General features: G+C 70.6%; 14 protein-coding genes. 3 read left to right on the forward strand and 11 right to left on the reverse strand.

All coding sequences use genetic code 11. From position 1 onward, the window contains the following. Positions 1–333: 333 nt before the first annotated feature. The 11 genes from DP939_RS43980 to DP939_RS44030 all read right to left on the reverse strand — a co-directional run bounded on the left by DP939_RS43980 (position 334) and on the right by DP939_RS44030 (position 12,203). Entirely contained in the window at positions 334–1,656 is a 1,323-nt protein-coding gene (locus DP939_RS43980) for a PucR family transcriptional regulator (RefSeq protein WP_113986795.1), read from the reverse strand. Between the two features lie 61 nt (positions 1,657–1,717). After that, the gene (locus DP939_RS43985; protein WP_113986796.1) at positions 1,718–2,866 is read right to left on the reverse strand and encodes an ABC transporter ATP-binding protein; all 1,149 of its coding nucleotides are present in this window, start codon (positions 2,864–2,866) and stop codon (positions 1,718–1,720) included. Then, positions 2,863–3,894 (reverse strand): ABC transporter ATP-binding protein, encoded by a 1,032-nt coding sequence (locus tag DP939_RS43990; RefSeq protein ID WP_113986808.1) that lies wholly within the window; start codon positions 3,892–3,894, stop codon positions 2,863–2,865. The genes DP939_RS43985 and DP939_RS43990 overlap by 4 nt, the downstream gene beginning before the upstream one ends. A gap of 5 nt (positions 3,895–3,899) precedes the next feature. Then, a complete protein-coding gene (locus tag DP939_RS43995) occupies positions 3,900–4,808 on the reverse strand; it encodes an ABC transporter permease (RefSeq protein WP_113986797.1) in 909 nt (302 codons plus the stop codon). Continuing rightward, positions 4,805–5,812, reverse strand: coding sequence for an ABC transporter permease (locus DP939_RS44000; RefSeq protein WP_113986798.1), 1,008 nt, complete (start codon positions 5,810–5,812; stop codon positions 4,805–4,807). The genes DP939_RS43995 and DP939_RS44000 overlap by 4 nt, the downstream gene beginning before the upstream one ends. A 66-nt stretch (positions 5,813–5,878) precedes the next feature. Beyond that, positions 5,879–7,567 (reverse strand): ABC transporter substrate-binding protein, encoded by a 1,689-nt coding sequence (locus tag DP939_RS44005; protein WP_113986799.1) that lies wholly within the window; start codon positions 7,565–7,567, stop codon positions 5,879–5,881. Positions 7,568–7,569: 2 nt separating this feature from the next. Then, complete coding sequence (locus tag DP939_RS44010; protein ID WP_113986800.1) at positions 7,570–8,490, reverse strand: hypothetical protein; 921 nt, start codon at positions 8,488–8,490, stop codon at positions 7,570–7,572. Continuing rightward, positions 8,487–9,407 carry a polysaccharide deacetylase family protein gene (locus DP939_RS44015; RefSeq protein ID WP_113986801.1) on the reverse strand — a complete coding sequence of 307 codons (921 nt, stop codon included), beginning with the start codon at positions 9,405–9,407 and terminating at the stop codon, positions 8,487–8,489. The genes DP939_RS44010 and DP939_RS44015 overlap by 4 nt, the downstream gene beginning before the upstream one ends. Before the next feature lies 1 nt (position 9,408). Further along, on the reverse strand, positions 9,409–10,299 hold the full coding sequence (locus DP939_RS44020) for a polysaccharide deacetylase family protein (protein WP_113986802.1): 891 nt from the start codon (positions 10,297–10,299) through the stop codon (positions 9,409–9,411). Positions 10,300–10,367: 68 nt separating this feature from the next. Further along, a complete protein-coding gene (locus tag DP939_RS44025) occupies positions 10,368–10,967 on the reverse strand; it encodes an isochorismatase family protein (RefSeq protein ID WP_158579004.1) in 600 nt (199 codons plus the stop codon). 48 nt (positions 10,968–11,015) lie between these two features. After that, complete coding sequence (locus DP939_RS44030) at positions 11,016–12,203, reverse strand: four-carbon acid sugar kinase family protein (protein ID WP_113986804.1); 1,188 nt, start codon at positions 12,201–12,203, stop codon at positions 11,016–11,018. Positions 12,204–12,519: 316 nt separating this feature from the next. Here DP939_RS44030 and DP939_RS44035 point away from each other — a divergent pair, with 316 nt between their 5' ends. The 3 genes from DP939_RS44035 to DP939_RS44045 all read left to right on the forward strand — a co-directional run bounded on the left by DP939_RS44035 (position 12,520) and on the right by DP939_RS44045 (position 14,307). Further along, positions 12,520–12,840: a hypothetical protein gene (locus DP939_RS44035; protein WP_113986805.1), complete on the forward strand. Its 321-nt coding sequence runs from the start codon at positions 12,520–12,522 to the stop codon at positions 12,838–12,840. A 184-nt stretch (positions 12,841–13,024) separates the two neighbouring features. After that, positions 13,025–13,381, forward strand: coding sequence for an STAS domain-containing protein (locus DP939_RS44040; protein WP_199565824.1), 357 nt, complete (start codon positions 13,025–13,027; stop codon positions 13,379–13,381). After that, the gene (locus DP939_RS44045) at positions 13,378–14,307 is read left to right on the forward strand and encodes a sensor histidine kinase (protein ID WP_113986806.1); all 930 of its coding nucleotides are present in this window, start codon (positions 13,378–13,380) and stop codon (positions 14,305–14,307) included. Before DP939_RS44040 ends, DP939_RS44045 begins: the two co-directional genes overlap by 4 nt. Positions 14,308–14,557 lie beyond the last annotated feature (250 nt).

Raw genomic sequence — 14,557 nt, forward strand, 5'->3', positions numbered from 1 at the left:
GCGAGTCGGCCCCCCGGGCGAGCGGCCTGCTGCCGCTGTGGCGTGCCGTCTGCCACGTCCCGAACGCGGGCCTGGACGGCTGAGCACCTGCGGCACGCACGCGTCAACTATTGCAAGAAGCGCCGGGCACTCCTCTCTGCTGCAGGCAAGGTGTCAAAGTGGACTATATATGGCTGAATTACGTGAAGGTGTTTGTTGCTGTGCGTATCGATCGCGCGCGTGGCGCACCCGGTCGAGGCGCTTCTGCGGTCGAATGGGTGATCATAACCGCGCGTTCAGCGAGGCCGAGTCGTACGCATTCTTCACCCGGGGCCTTCGGCCGCGAGGGCGCGTTCAGTGGAACGGTGCCATGCCGATCAGCCGGGCCGTCCCGGTGGTGGTCACGTCGTCTGCTGCCTGGCTCGGCTGCGGTGTGAGGCGGGCGGGTTGTTCTCGGCCCGCCGTTGTGCGGCTCGCGACGATCTCCGCGGCGAGGAGGCCCGCGTGGACCTCCAGGCGTCCCGCGCCGCTGAACAGGTCCGCTCCCAGCCTGGCCTCGACCTTCCTGATCCGGTGGTAGACGGTCGCGCGGTGGAGGTAGAGGTCCGCCGCGACCTGCTTGACGTTCCCCGCCGTGGTCAGGAACGTCCTGAGGGTCCGGACGAGGTCCTCCGCCGACTCGTCTTCGAGAAGCCGTCGCAGGGACGGGCTGATGAAGTGGGACACGAGGACGTCGGTGGGCACCGCGGCGAGCCCACGCATGTGCGCGGTCCTTTCCCAGTGGACGACCTGGTGCTTCCAGCCCATGCTCTCGGCCAGGTCCAGGCTCTGCCTGGCCTGCCAGACGGCGACGCTCGCGCGGTCGGCCACGTTCGTGCTGACGGTGACGAGCCAGGGGAGGTCGATGCCGTTCCGCCGGGACCGGAAGATCAGGTCGGCGGTCTTCGTCGCGAGCCGTCCCGGCAGGGTCGGCTGGACGTCGCGCGGGTGTGGCGCCAGCAGCGCGAAGCCGACGGAGCCGCTGAACGCGATCAGGCACCGGTCGCGCAGATGGTCCTCGGCGAAGCGGTTCATCACGGCGGTCAGCCGTCGCTGCGCCGCCGGTCCCGAGGAGTCCGGGGCGAGCGCCGGGGGCATCGAGAGCGCGAGGCAGACGAAGGTCCCGTCGTGCACCAGCTTCCCGTCGCGGATGGCCTGGCCCAGCAGCGAGTCCAGTCCGTCCAGGTCGCCCGAGGCGAAGGCGCGGCCGACGTGGTCGTCCGCCCATTCGGGCGATGCGAGCAGCCCGGCGGTCTCCAGCGAGCGGACGGTGGCCTCCGCGATCCGCCCCACGCTCTCGATCCGGTCGGGTGACAGCGGCCCCCGCGCGCAGGTGATCCAGAGCAGCAGCGACGGCGCCGAACCGGGCGAGCGCACCGGGATCACCAGCATCAGCGGCATCCCGAGTTCGGCGCTCCCGCCGATGTAGACGGGTTCGGAGATCAGGGCCACAGAGCGGGCGCTCAGCCCGAGGTGCCGGGGCGACACCGTCTCGGCGAGGCCTTCGTCCGCGGAGGAGTTCGGCGTCGACCGGGCGACCCGGTTCAACTGCACGTCGGTGACCTCGACCGGCACGTCCAGCGACGCGCCGAGGGAATGCGCGAGCTCGTGCAGGTGCCGCGTGAGGACGCCGTTCACGCCGCTCGCCTCCGCCCGAACGTCCTCGGCCCCGCCCCGATCCGCGTCGCCGGCACGGCGGTCAGCTCCCGCCGGTCGACGGCGGCGTGCCCGACGCCGACGTCGATGACGTGGCCGCGCCGGCGGGCAGGGCGGCGTCGACGCTGGTCGACCGTGTCGGCCGGATCGCGCCGTCGCGGATGCCCTCCGCCCAGTGGCAGGCGACCTGGTGTGCGGCGGTGGTCCCCGGAACCTCGACGGTCCGCAACGGCGGGCGCTCGGTGTCGCAGCGGGTCGGCTGCTTCCATGGGCAACGGGTGCTGAACCGGCATCCTGGCGGCGGGTCCGCCGGGCTGGGCAGGTCGCCGCTGAGCAGGATCTGCTCGCGGGAGTCCTCGTACCGGGGGTCGGGCTGCGGCACGGCGGAGAGCAGCGCCCGCGTGTAGGGGTGCAGCGGCTCGGCGAACAGCTCCGCGGTGGGCGCCTCCTCCACCATCCCGCCGAGGTACATCACCCCGATCCGGTCGCTCACGTGCCGGATCACGGCGAGGTCGTGCGCGATGATCAGATACGTCAGCCCGTAGGTGGCCTGGACGTCCTGGAGAAGGTTGATGACCTGCGCCTGGACCGATACGTCCAGGGCGCTGACGGGCTCGTCCGCGACGATCAGCTGCGGCTCGACGGAGAGCGCCCGGGCGATGCCGATGCGCTGGCGCTGGCCGCCGGAGAACTCGTGCGGGTACTTGCGCAGCGCCGTCCGGGGGAGTCCGACCGAGTCGAGCAGCTCGTCGAGACGTCCGGAGATGTTCCCCTTCGCGAGCCCGTGCGCGGACATCCCCTCACGGAACATCTGCTCGACGCTCTGCCGGGGGTCCAGGCTGCCCAGCGGATCCTGGAAGACCATCTGCATGTGGCGGCGCTGACGGCGCAGCGCCTCGCCGCGCAGCGACCGCAGGTCGATTCCGCCGAAGCGGATCTCGCCCGAGGTCACGGGGGTGAGCTGGAGTACGGCGCGCCCGAACGTCGACTTGCCGCACCCCGACTCCCCGACCAGGCCGTAGGTCTCCCCGCGAACGATCCGCAGGTCGACGCCGTCGACCGCGTGGACGTGGCCGACGGTCCGGTCCACGAGGACTCCCCGGCGGATCGGGAAGTGGACCTTGAGGTCGCGCACGTCGAGGAGCGGTGGTTCCCCGGTGCCCGGAGGGGGCGGGTCGGCGACGGTCGTCATGGAGTCGGCTCCTTCGCCGCGGTGATCGGATCGGGCAGCGGGTGGTGGCAGCGCCAGCGCCGCTCGCCGCCGGCCGACCAGGCCGGCCCCTCCCGGAAGCAGAGATCTGTGGCGGCGCGACAGCGCGGCGCGAAGGCGCACCCCTCTGACCAGGGTATGTTGTCCGCGACGGAGCCCGGGATGGGGCGTAGCCGCGCCGCCTCGTCACCCAGTGCGGGCACGGATTCCAGCAGTCCGCCGGTGTAGGGATGCCGGGGCGCGTCGAACAGCGAGTAGCGGTCCGCCCGCTCGACGATGCGCCCGCCGTAGAGCACGTTGACCGTGTCGCACAGGCCGGCGACCACGCCGAGATCGTGCGTGATCATGATCAGCGAGGTGCCGGAGCCGACGACGAGCTCCTTGAGGAGCGCGAGGATCTGGGCCTGGATCGTGACGTCCAGGGCCGTGGTCGGCTCGTCCGCGATCAGCAGTCGCGGTTCGCAGGCCAGGGCGATGGCGATCAGCACGCGCTGTCGCATGCCGCCGGATATCTGGTGCGGGTACTCGTGCATCCGCCGGGCGGGATCGGGGATGCCGACGCGCGCGAGCATCTCCTGTGCCCGCCGCGTGGCCTGGGACCTGCTCGTACGGCGATGGCGCTGGATGACCTCCGCCACCTGTACCCCCAGCGGCACGACCGGGTTCAGCGAGGACAGCGGGTCCTGGAAGATCATCGCCACGTCGGCGCCACGGCGGTCGCGCAGCTCGCGATCGGACAGGGAGAGCAGGTCCACGCCGTCGAAGACCGCTCTGCCGCCGACGCGGGTCCCCCGGCGGGGCAGGAGCCCCATGATCGCGAGCGAGGTCACGGACTTGCCGCAGCCGGACTCGCCGACCAGGCCGACGACCTCGCCGGGACGGACCTCGAACCCGACCCCGTCCACGGCCGTGAAGGACTCCTGGCCGGGCCGGGAGAACATGACCGACAGGTCCTCGACCACCAGCAGCGGATCCGCTCCGGGCCCGGTCTCGTGCGCACGCGCCTTCATCTCGGTCACCTCCGGGTGCGGGGGTCGAGGGTCTCGCGAAGCGACTCGCCCATCAGCGTGAAGCCCAGGGCGACGACGATGATGCACAGCGCCGGGTAGATCGCGAGATGCGGGAACGAGTTGAAGTACTGCTGCGCGCCGCCCAGCATCTGACCCCACTCCGGCAGGCCGTCGTCGGGGTTGCCCAGCCCGAGGAAGGACAGGGCGGCCGCGTCGAGGATGGACACGGCCAGGCTCAGCGTCGCCTGCACGATCACCGGCCCGAGCGCGTTGGGGGCCATGTGCCGGACCACGATCGCCGCCGGCCGCACGCCCAGCGCCCGCGCGGCCAGTACATGGTCGGTGCCGCGCTGTACCAGCATCGATCCGCGCATCAGCCGGGCGAAGACCGGGATCTGCACGATCGCGATGGTGAGGATCAGGGTCCACTCGTTCGGGTGGGCGAACAGGGCCGCGATCGAGAAGGCCATCAGCAGCGACGGGATGGCCAGCATCACGTCCACCACCCGCATCACGAGCATGTCGACCTTGCCGCCGAACACGCCCGCGAGGAGCCCGAGCGCGATGCCGCCGGCGAAACCGCCGAGCGTCGCCATCACCCCGACGATGAGGGTCTGCCGGGCTCCGCCGATCAGCCGGGACAGCAGGTCGCGACCGGCGGGGTCCCCGCCCAGCGGGAATCCCGCCTGCGGGAGCGGAACCGGGTTGGACTGGGCGCGCACCTGGTCGAGCAGCAACGGGTCGGCCGGATCGTGCGGCGCCAGCAGCGGCGCGGCCACTGCGACGAGGACGAACACGAATGTGATCACCGCGCCGATCAGGAACGCCGGCTGGCGGAGCAGCCGCCGCAGGGTCTGCGCGCCCGGTCGTGCGGTCGCGGCACGGTGGCGCGGAACGACCGGGACGGCGGTCATGGCGTCCTCACTCTCGGATCGCACAGCGCGTAGGCGATGTCGACGACGATGTTGATGACCAGGTACAGGACGGCGGCGAGCATGATGAGGGCCTGCAGCACCGCGTAGTCGCGCGTGGAGAAGGCCAGCGCCATCGACTGCCCCAGGCCGCGGTAGTTGAAGACGGTCTCGGTGAGCACGGCGCCGGCGAACAGGCCGCCGGCCTGCAGCCCGATCACGGTGATCACCGGCAGCAGCGAGTTGCGCAGCACGTGCCGCCCGGCGATCGTCGGGTTGCGCAGGCCCTTGGAGTTCGCCGTGCGGATGAAGTCCTGCTGCAGCGTCTCGGCCACGGACGCCCGGGTCAGCCGGAAGATCACGGCGAAGGGGATGATCGCTAGGGCGATCGTCGGCAGCGTGAGGAAGCGCAGACTCTCGGTGAACGCGGCCCCGCTCCCGGCGAGCAGCGAGTCCAGGAGCGTCAGCCCCGTCGGCGTCGGGATGGAGCCGCTCAGGTCGGCCCGTCCCGACGGCGGCAGCCACCCCGCGCGGACGGCGAAGACGTACTTCAGGACGAACCCGGTGAAGAAGACCGGCACGGCGAGGCCGAGCACGGAGAAGCCGAGGAAGGCGACATCGAACGTGCCGCGCCGCGTCGCCGCCCAGTAGCCGGCGGCGATGCCGAGCACCGCGCCGATGATCAGCGCGCACAGGGCGAGCTCGATCGTGGCGGGTGCCCGCGTGAGGATCACCTCGGTGACCGGCGCGCCGCGCCAGACGCCCGTCGACACACCGAGGTCGCCGGTCCAGAACCGCCCCAGGTAGCGCAGGTACTGCGTCCACAGCGACTCGTCCAGGCCGAGCGACTCGACGAGTTTCGCGCGGTCCTGCGGGCCGGCGTTCTCACCGAGCAGCGCGTCGAGCGGCCCGCCCGGGAGACTGCGCAGCCAGGCGAAGAGGATCGCCGTGAGGGCGGCGAAGGTCACCACCGCTTGGAGTGTCCTTCGAAGGATGAACCGGAACATGTCTGTCCAATCGGTGCCGGGGTGCGAACCTGCGCGCCCGCGCGCGGGCTCGCACCCCGGGTGGGGCTATTCGCCGAACGAAGCCGTGGCCAGCGGCTCGCCGCCGACCGGGCTGGTGACGATGCCGCGCAGCTTGCCGTCGAGCACCAGTGCGGAGGGGCTGCTGGCGATCGGGATCGACGGCAGCCAGTCATTCGACATCTTGCGGTTGATCTCCAGGTACATGTCGACGCGCTTCTTCGGATCGGGCTCGCGGTCCGCCTCCTTGAGATCGTCGACGAGCCGCTGGCCGAACCCGAGCAGCCCGGTGTCGAACGCGTTGTCGGTGGCGCCGAACAGGATGCCCAGGAAGTTCTGGGCGCTGTTGTAGTGGCCCGTGGTGCCGAGCAGATAGACCGGGGCCTGACCCGCCTCGCGACCGCTGAGGTAGCCGCCGGCCCAGGGCTTCGTGATCGGTTCGACCTGGATGCCGACGGCTTCGAGATCGGCCTTGATCAGATCGAAGAAGCGCTTCGGCTCGGGCATGTACGGGCGCGTGACCTCGGTCGGGTACCAAAGCTGGATCTTGAGCTTCGGCACACCGGCCTCGGCGAGCAGTGCGCGCGCCTTGTCCGGGTCGTACGGGTACCCCGCGACCTTGTCGTCGTAGCCCTCGACGGAACGGGGGACGAACTGCGTCACGGTCTCGGAGCCCTCGGGCAGCAGCGTGTCGACGATCTGCTGCTTGTTGATCGCCCAGGCGATGGCCTGGCGGACGCGGAGATCCTTGAGCTCGGGCGCGGTGGTCGCGTTCAGGCCGACGTACATTACGTTGAACGGCGGCCGGGTGAGGACCTGGAATCCCTGGTCCTTCAGGCTCTGCCAGTCGCGAGGGGCCGGCAGGTCGTAGGCGTGGATGGTGCCGGCCTCAAGCTCCTGCCGGCGGGCCGTCTCGTCCGGGATCGTGCGGAACTCGATGCCCGCGATCTTCGGCGCGTCGCCCCAGTACTTGTCGTTGCGCGCGAGCTTGACCGTGCCGGTCGAGTCGTCGTACGAGACGAACGTGAACGGGCCGGTCCCGGTCGGGTGCAGGCGGCCGTACTCCGGGAAGGCGAAGCCCTCGCCCTTGGCCTCGACGCCGTTGGCGTTGTGCTTCTCCATCGCCGTCGGGCTCGACATGGCGTAAGTGCCGTGCGCGAGGATGGTGGGGAACTTCGAGCTCGGATTGGTCAGCCTCAGCACGACCTTGGACTTGTCCGGCGCCTCGCATCCGGCGTACAGCGAGGGGGTCTTGTCGCCCTCGAAGCCTCCGAAGTCGTTCACCCAGGTGTGGCTGACCGCCGAGGTACGCGCGATCTTGGGCTGCCGGTACCAGCGTTCGAAGTTCGCGCAGACGGCGCCGGCGTCGAAGGCCGTGCCGTCATGGAAGGTGACGCCCTCGCGGAGCTGGAAGGTCCACTGCTTGCCGTCCTTGCTCTGCTCCCACGAGACCGCCAGGCCGGGCGCGGGGTCGGCGGTGCCCGGCTTGAGGCTGAGCAGTCCCTCGTACATCTGGTTGTTCACCCGGGCGGTCTCGCCGTCCGAGGTGTAGAACGGGTCGAAGAGGGACGGGGAGCCCGCGGCGCCGTACACGAGGACCTTGGAGCCCGATCCGCCGCCGCTGCCCTTGGCGGCCGGCTCGGTGCCCTTGGCGGACGTGTCACCTCCCCACGAGCAGGAGGTCAGGAGCATCACGCCGGCGAGCGTGGTGATCCCCCCGAACTTCTTGAACTTCATCGTCACTCCTGAGCTTGGGGGTGGGAGAGGGGAAGCCGGGCGCCGTAGAACCAGAGGCGGGAGAAGCCGCCGTCGGGCAGGGCGCGTACGCGGACATGCCGCACGTCGGTGGCGGGGAGCTCGATGGTGGTCGTCGCCCCGGAGGTGATCTCGAAGGTTCCCAGCGCCGCCCAGCCGGACGTCTCGTCCGCCGACGCCTCGATGGCGATCCGGGCCGCGCAGTTGCCGCGGAACGGCGTGGCGACGACCTCCAGCGTCCGCAGCCGGACGGGCTCCGGCCAGGACAGCTCGGCGAAATGCCGGTCGGCGTCGGACCGCCGGGGAGTCTCCCAGCCGTCGTGCGTGTTCCGCGGCATCGCGTGGGAGATCACCGCCCACGGGTCACCGAAGGAACCTTCCGACGCGCGCACGCGGCATCCGAGCCGGATGTCCGAGAGGCGCACGCCCTCCGGCGGGCGGCTGCGGGCGACGTCGACGACGCCGAACGCGCGGAAGCGGGCGACTCCGCCGTCGGGGAAGATGCGCAGCCGGACGAAGGCGGCCGAACGCCCGGCGTCGGCGACCGGATACTCGTTCACGGTGTTCGGCTGCACGTCGGCGTCGGCGAGGATCTCCTGCCATGGGCCCTCGGCGGAGTCGGAAACATCGACGCCGATGCGCCTCGGGGCGTTGAAACGGAACCCGGTGGTCTCCAGCTCGACCCGCTCGATCCGGCCGGGATGGGCGGCGCGGATCACGACCCAGTCGTGGTCCGGGTTGTGCCGGCGGCTCTCCCACCCGTCCACGTCCGCTCCGCGCAGACCGTAGGTGCCGGGGCGCTGTGGCGTCGTTGCGAGGAGCAGGGCGTCGGCCGCGCCGAAGAACTCGTCCGAGCAGTCCACCACGGACGCCCCGAGCTCACGGGCCAGCAGGTTGAGGGTCATCGTCGGTCTCCTTCGTCGTTCCGCGCCTCGTCGTCCAGGTGCGCGACGACATCCGTGCCGCGCGTCCACCACAGGCCGTCCATGCCGCGCAGGGCGCGCAGCGCCTCGCGCAGGTGCGCGAACCGGAACGGCTGGCCGATGAGCCAGGGGTGGAGGCCGAGCACCAGCGTCCGGGTGCGGGGTGCGTCCTCTTCGAGCAGCCGCCGCGCGGACGCGGTGACGTCGCCGGCCCAGACGCGGATCGGGGTGCCGCGCTTGAGGTGGGAGAACACGTCGTCGAGGTGGATGTTCACCGGGATGTCGACGATGTCGCCCCGGGAGGTGGCCAGGATGTTCGGCGCCTCGTCGTTGGGCCAGTCGGCGGTCCAGCGGATGCCGAGGGCGGCGAGATCGTCCAGGGTCGTCGTGGACTGCGCGTAGTCCAGGCCGCTCCAGCCGACCGGCCGGACGCCGGCGGCCTCGGCCACGGCGTCGATCGACTCGGAGAGGTAGGCGCGCTGCTCCTCGGCGTCCATCCCGTCGTGCAGGATGCCGGCGCCGTCCAGCCCGTGCGCCGCGAACTCCGCGCCGGATTCGGCGACGCGCTCCACCAGGCGGGGACGGTGCCGGGCGGAGAAGGCGTCGATCGCGACCGTCGGGGCGATCTCCAGTTCGTCGAGGAGGTCGAGGATCCGGAACGCGCCGACCCGCAGCCCGTACTCGTGCTGCGACGTACTGTGCACGTCCATGATCTGCGGGTACGGGCCGCGCATGGCCACGCTCGACGGCGGGAGGCCGGGCGCCGCGCCGGGGAGCGCGGGGACGTGATCGAGGTGCATCAGCACGACCACGGCCAGGCGCGCGCCGCCGGGCCAGCCGCGGTTCGGGGCGAGGCGGGATCCGCCTTCGGCCTCGTGCAACGGTCTCACAAGCTGCATGTCAGCACCATCCGATCGCGTCGACGTGGGCGGCGATCTGCTCGGGGGTGGTCCACCAGATGTCGTCTCGCGAGCCCAGCCGCTCGAACATCTGCGCCAGGTGGCCGATCCGGTGGGGGATGCCCATGTACAGGGGGTGGAGCGCGATCGTCATGACGTAGGCGGTGTCGCGTTCGTGGGCCTCGGTGGACAGCACCTCGTACTGCGCCTGGACGATCTCGGCGAAGTAGTCGCTGTCCAGACCGAACATCGGCGACCCGGGGAAGATCAGCGCGTCGTTGACCTCGCGGGAGTAGGGCACGCCGATCAGCCGCCCGCCGCTCGGCCCGTCGAGCCGGAACGGCTGGTCGTCGATGAACCAGTCGGTCGTGTAGGTCATCCCCGCCTCGGCCATCAGCCGGTAGGTGGCCGGAGTGGCGCTGAACGACGGCCCCAGCATCCCCCGCATGCGGTAACCGGTGAGCTCCCGCACCGTGGAGATGGTGTAGTCGTAGAACTCGCGTTCCGCGCTCTCGGATTCGCCGAACAGGAGGCGGCTGTTGTAGGTGCCGTGGCTCATGAAGCTCCACCGCCGGTCGACCATGGCCTCGGCGATGTCCGGGTACAGGCGCAGCACCTCGCAGTTGAGCGAGCAGGTCACCCGCACGGGGGAGTCGTCGAGCACCTTCAGCATCCGCCAGAAGCCGACGCGGTTGCCGAAGTCGCGGAACGAGTAGCCGACGATGTCCGGCTTCGCCGGCACGCGGTAGAAGTAGTCTCGGTGCGGGTTCGTCGGTGGGAGGAACTCGTAGTGCTCGATGTTCATCACCACGTTCACGGCGACGCGCTTGCCGTCGGGCAGGGGCAGGCGCTCGCGCCGGTCGAGTGGCCGGTAGCTGAGGAACTCGTCCATCACTGGTCCTTCACATATCCGCTTCAGGCCCTTCGGGGCCTTCAGCGCCTTCGAGTCCTTCAGGGCCTTCAGGGCACGGTCGCGGGCTGAGCGGTCAGCGCCTCGACGACCTCGTCCAGGCCGCGGACACGGCCGAGCTGCGGGAAGACGGCCCGCACCGAGTGGTGGTGCTGCTCGGCGGTGTAGGCCGACATCGCCTCGGGCACGAAGACGATGTTGTAGGCGTGGTCGTACGCCGCGCGGGCGGTCCCCTCGACACCGAATCCGGTGGAGATCCCCGCCATGATCACGGTGGTGATCCCGCGGCGGCGCAACTGCAGGTCGAGGTCGGAGCCGTGGAACGCGTTCCAGCTGCGCTTCACGATCACCGGCTCGGTGGGCAGCGGATCGACGCCGGGGAGGAAGTGGTCCCAGCCGGGACGACGTACCGGGCGCGCGGGGCGCTCGACGTCGGTGAGCAGCTTGCCGCCGAGCGAGTCGCCCTCGTCCGGCAGGAAGCTGGTGCGCACATGCACGACAAGGCCGCCCGCGTTCCGAGTCGCGTCGATCAGCCTGAGGCAGCGCTCGACGACGTCCCCGGCGGGGTGCGGGTGCACGGGGTGGTCGGCGTTCGCGCCCTGCAGATCGATGAGGATGAGCGCGGTGCGCAGCGGATCGATGTCGGTCACACGATTTCCTTCCGTGGGATACGAGCGGGTCAGGGGGGTACGAGCGGGTCAGGCGCCGAGGATCTGCCGGGTCATGCGAAGCAAGGTCTCCTCGGAGCCGGTCCCGGTGGCTTTGCAGAGCAGCCGCAGCCGGTCGAAGTCGCCCCCGGTGATGCGGGCGGTCGGGCACAGCGGCTCCAGTTCGAGTCCCGCGCTCAGGCTCGTGCCGCCGAGCTGCTGGACCAGCGCCGTTGTGGTCAGGCCGCCGCTGGCGACCACGCCGAGGCACTTGTTCTCGCTGCGGGCCGAGGCGTCGAGCAGGCCGCGCACCGCCCTGGCGAGCTGTTCGGCGACGACCCAGCGGTCGGGGTCGTCGCGGTCGGTCTCGTGCAGCGCGAGGATCCGATGCGAGGCGAGAACCTCGTGCGCGGCGTCCGCCCCCCAGCTCGCGGCCTCGGTGGCGGTGGTGATCAGCGCCCGGGGCCCGTACGCCGCTCCGAGCCGGCGCAGTTGCGCGCGGTCGGTCTCGTGGTTGCCCGGGGTGACCACGACGACGAAGCCGTCCCGGCCGAGGTCGGGATAGAACCTCAGCCAGCCGCCGGTGCTGGCGGTCGCGACGGCGTGCCCCTCTTCACGGAGCCGGGTCGCGGCCTCCGCCGCGGTGCCGAGGTGCGCCTCGACCGTGCCGTCGAGCACGAACCGCCGGGTGCCGCGGGCGCGGGCATCGAGGATGTGCGCGGTGACGGCGCCAACGCCCTGGTTCAGCACCGTGAGCCCGACCAGCCCGGCGTCCTCGGTGCGGATCGCCGACCGCACGTCGACGTCGAGCCCGTTGCCCACCGGCATGGGGGCGAGCAGATGGCCATCGACACAGACACGGCCGGCGGTCGGATACGCCGGGACGACGAGAAGGATGCCCTTCTCGTCCTGTCCTGCATCGATCCCGGCGATCAGCGCGTCCGGGGATCCGCGCAGTTCGGCGTTGAGCTTCACCTCGACCCGCTCGCAACCGTGTTCGCCGAGCCAGGCCGCCCACTCACGGATACGCGCCTCGGCGGCGTCCGCGGCATGGTGCAAATCGAGGTCGACGACGATGGCATCCGCGTCGGAGACGACGGATGCCGGGTCGCGCACGATCACCGGGTCGAGTCCGCGCTGGCGCAGCCGGCAGGCTACCGCGACAGATCCCTGCAGATCCTCTGCGAGGATGCCCAGCGCCGGTCCACGAGGAGGATGCGGCATCTTTGAGGGGGCCATCGGCGCGGTTTCCGTTCTCGACGTCGACAAGTCCCCCGAGAGTAATGACGCCGATGACCAGCAGTCATTCGACGAATGTCGCACGTTCTCCAGTGACGGGCATCACGGCCGGCCGGGTGCGCATGATCGAGGTGGCATCGCCTGTCCCTCGCCCAGCGGGCCGACGCGCAGGCTGCGAGCCCGGCCCCGAGGAGAGAGGACGGCGGTGGCCGTGGCCGCGCCGGGCGAATAGAAGACCCCGTCGGCACCACGACACGGCAGCACCATCGAAGCGGAGCAGACGCCCACGGATCGCCTTGCCTGGGACAGCCACATCATGGCCGTCGACGACATCATCCGCCTCGTCGACATCCATGCCCCGGCCCATCCGGCCGTACTGTCGAGCCTCGATGCCGACGTGAGTTCGGCGAACAGGCTGACCCGCATGCCATCGACCCTTTCCAGCCCGCTCCAGCAGGTGGAGTTCACCCGTGACAACTCAACGGTGATGACGGCGGCCGCGAACGGCACCGCGTCATTGCGCGGGCCGCTGAACCGGCCACTTGGCACGCCCGCGATCACTGTCGTCCCTGTGCATGATCAGGTGTCCATCCCGGACCTGATGAGGATTGCGTTGACGTTGCGCCATGGAGCATGAGTGGCCTGGATCTCAACGCCACCGCGAACGGCTGCCGGCCCTTGGCGAACGGCCATCGCGTTCGTCCTGGGCTGTCCCGATATGAACCGAATCAGAATAAACTTGCCCCTGTAGGGAACTCCCTCCTCCCAAGCCATGCCGAGCCGACCAGCGGACGATCGGCGAACCATGAAGGAGACCGAGCGTGGATGCCGCATCTCGCATCGACGCGCCCGGCCCAGTGACCCACGGGACGGATACGCTGGAGGTCAGCTTGCTACCCGGCCGTTCCGGGATAGGTGCCCGCGGCGCGATCAGTCCGGCCACTCGGCGTCGCTGGGAGCAGGCTCTGGCCGTACTGGCCCGGCAGCACGCCGACGTGTCCTACCTGGAGTTGTCGCAGGTAGGGTTCGTTGATGTGGCCGGTGTCAGAGCGGTGGCGCTGACGGCCATGAATCTGCCCGGCGGGCGGATCGTGGTCGAGCGTCCGCCGCCACAGGTGCCACGAGTCCTCCAGATGTTCTGGCCCGACCTGCGCGAGATCGAGGTGGTACCGCGATGAACACCGTGGCCACCAACGAGGCGTTCGAGCATCCCGCCTTCTTCTACCGCACCGCGGAGGAGTACACCGAGCAGACGGTGTCGTTCGTGCGGGACGGCCTGGCCGCCGGCGAGCCGGTGGCGGTGGCGGTCCCCGGACCCAACCTGGAACTGATCAAGGCCGGGCTCGGTACGGACGCCGAGCAGGTCGTATTCCTGGACATGACCGAGGCAGGCCGTAATCCGGGGCGGATCATCCCGCGGGTGCTGCGCGCGTTCGCCGACGCCCATCCGCACGCACGGGTGCGGATCATCGGTGAGCCCATCTGGCCGGGACGTACGGCGGTGGAGTACCCGGCGTGCGCGCAGCACGAGGCGCTGATCAACGCGGCCTTCGCGGGCCGGGCGGCGACGATCCTGTGCCCGTATGACCAGGAGGGCCTGGACCCCGACGTGCTGGCCGATGCCAAGGTCACCCACCCCATCCTCATCAGCCAGGGACGCGCGCACGTCAGCGACGTCTACGACTGGGAGGTGGTCCACGCCCGGTACAACGAGCGGCTGTTGCCCGTGCCCGATGCCGCGACCTTCTCCTTTGCGGCCGAGGAGCTTTCCGCTGCCCGCGCGTTCGCCGTCGAGCAGGCCAGGCGGCTGGGACTGAGCGGGGATCGGCTGGGGGATGTCGAGCTCGCGGTGGCGGAGCTGACGGCCAACAGCGTCATTCATGGCGGCGGACGGGGCAGGCTGGCCATCTGGGCGGATGGGGGGCAGATCGTGTGCGAGGTCCGCGATGCCGGGCGGATGACCGATCCGCTGGCCGGCCGCCTGCCGGCCGACCCGCACCAGATCGACGGCCGGGGCCTGATGGCCGTCCACACCATGGCCGACCTGGTGCGGGTGTACACCTCGGCCGACGGTACGGCCGTACGCTTCTACCTCGATCTCTGAACTTGTTCTTTATCCTCCAGATTGTTGTAGTGCTGCGAGGGTTCGGCCGCGTTTGACGGTTTTGCCCACGCCGTAGCGGGGTGCGGGGCGACGGTTGGGGATGCCTGATGGACGCCCCGGGCCGGGGCGGGTGGGTTTAGGCGCGCCGGCCGGTTGAGCCAGCGCGGGACGGAGGTTCCGAAACCCGCGCCGGACCCGGGCGGGAGTGAGCTGACCGGGCGGGACGGATCTCTCCCAGGGGTGGCGCAGG

The organism is Spongiactinospora rosea (assembly GCF_003315795.1).
GTDB classification, from domain to species: Bacteria; Actinomycetota; Actinomycetes; order Streptosporangiales; family Streptosporangiaceae; genus Spongiactinospora; species Spongiactinospora rosea.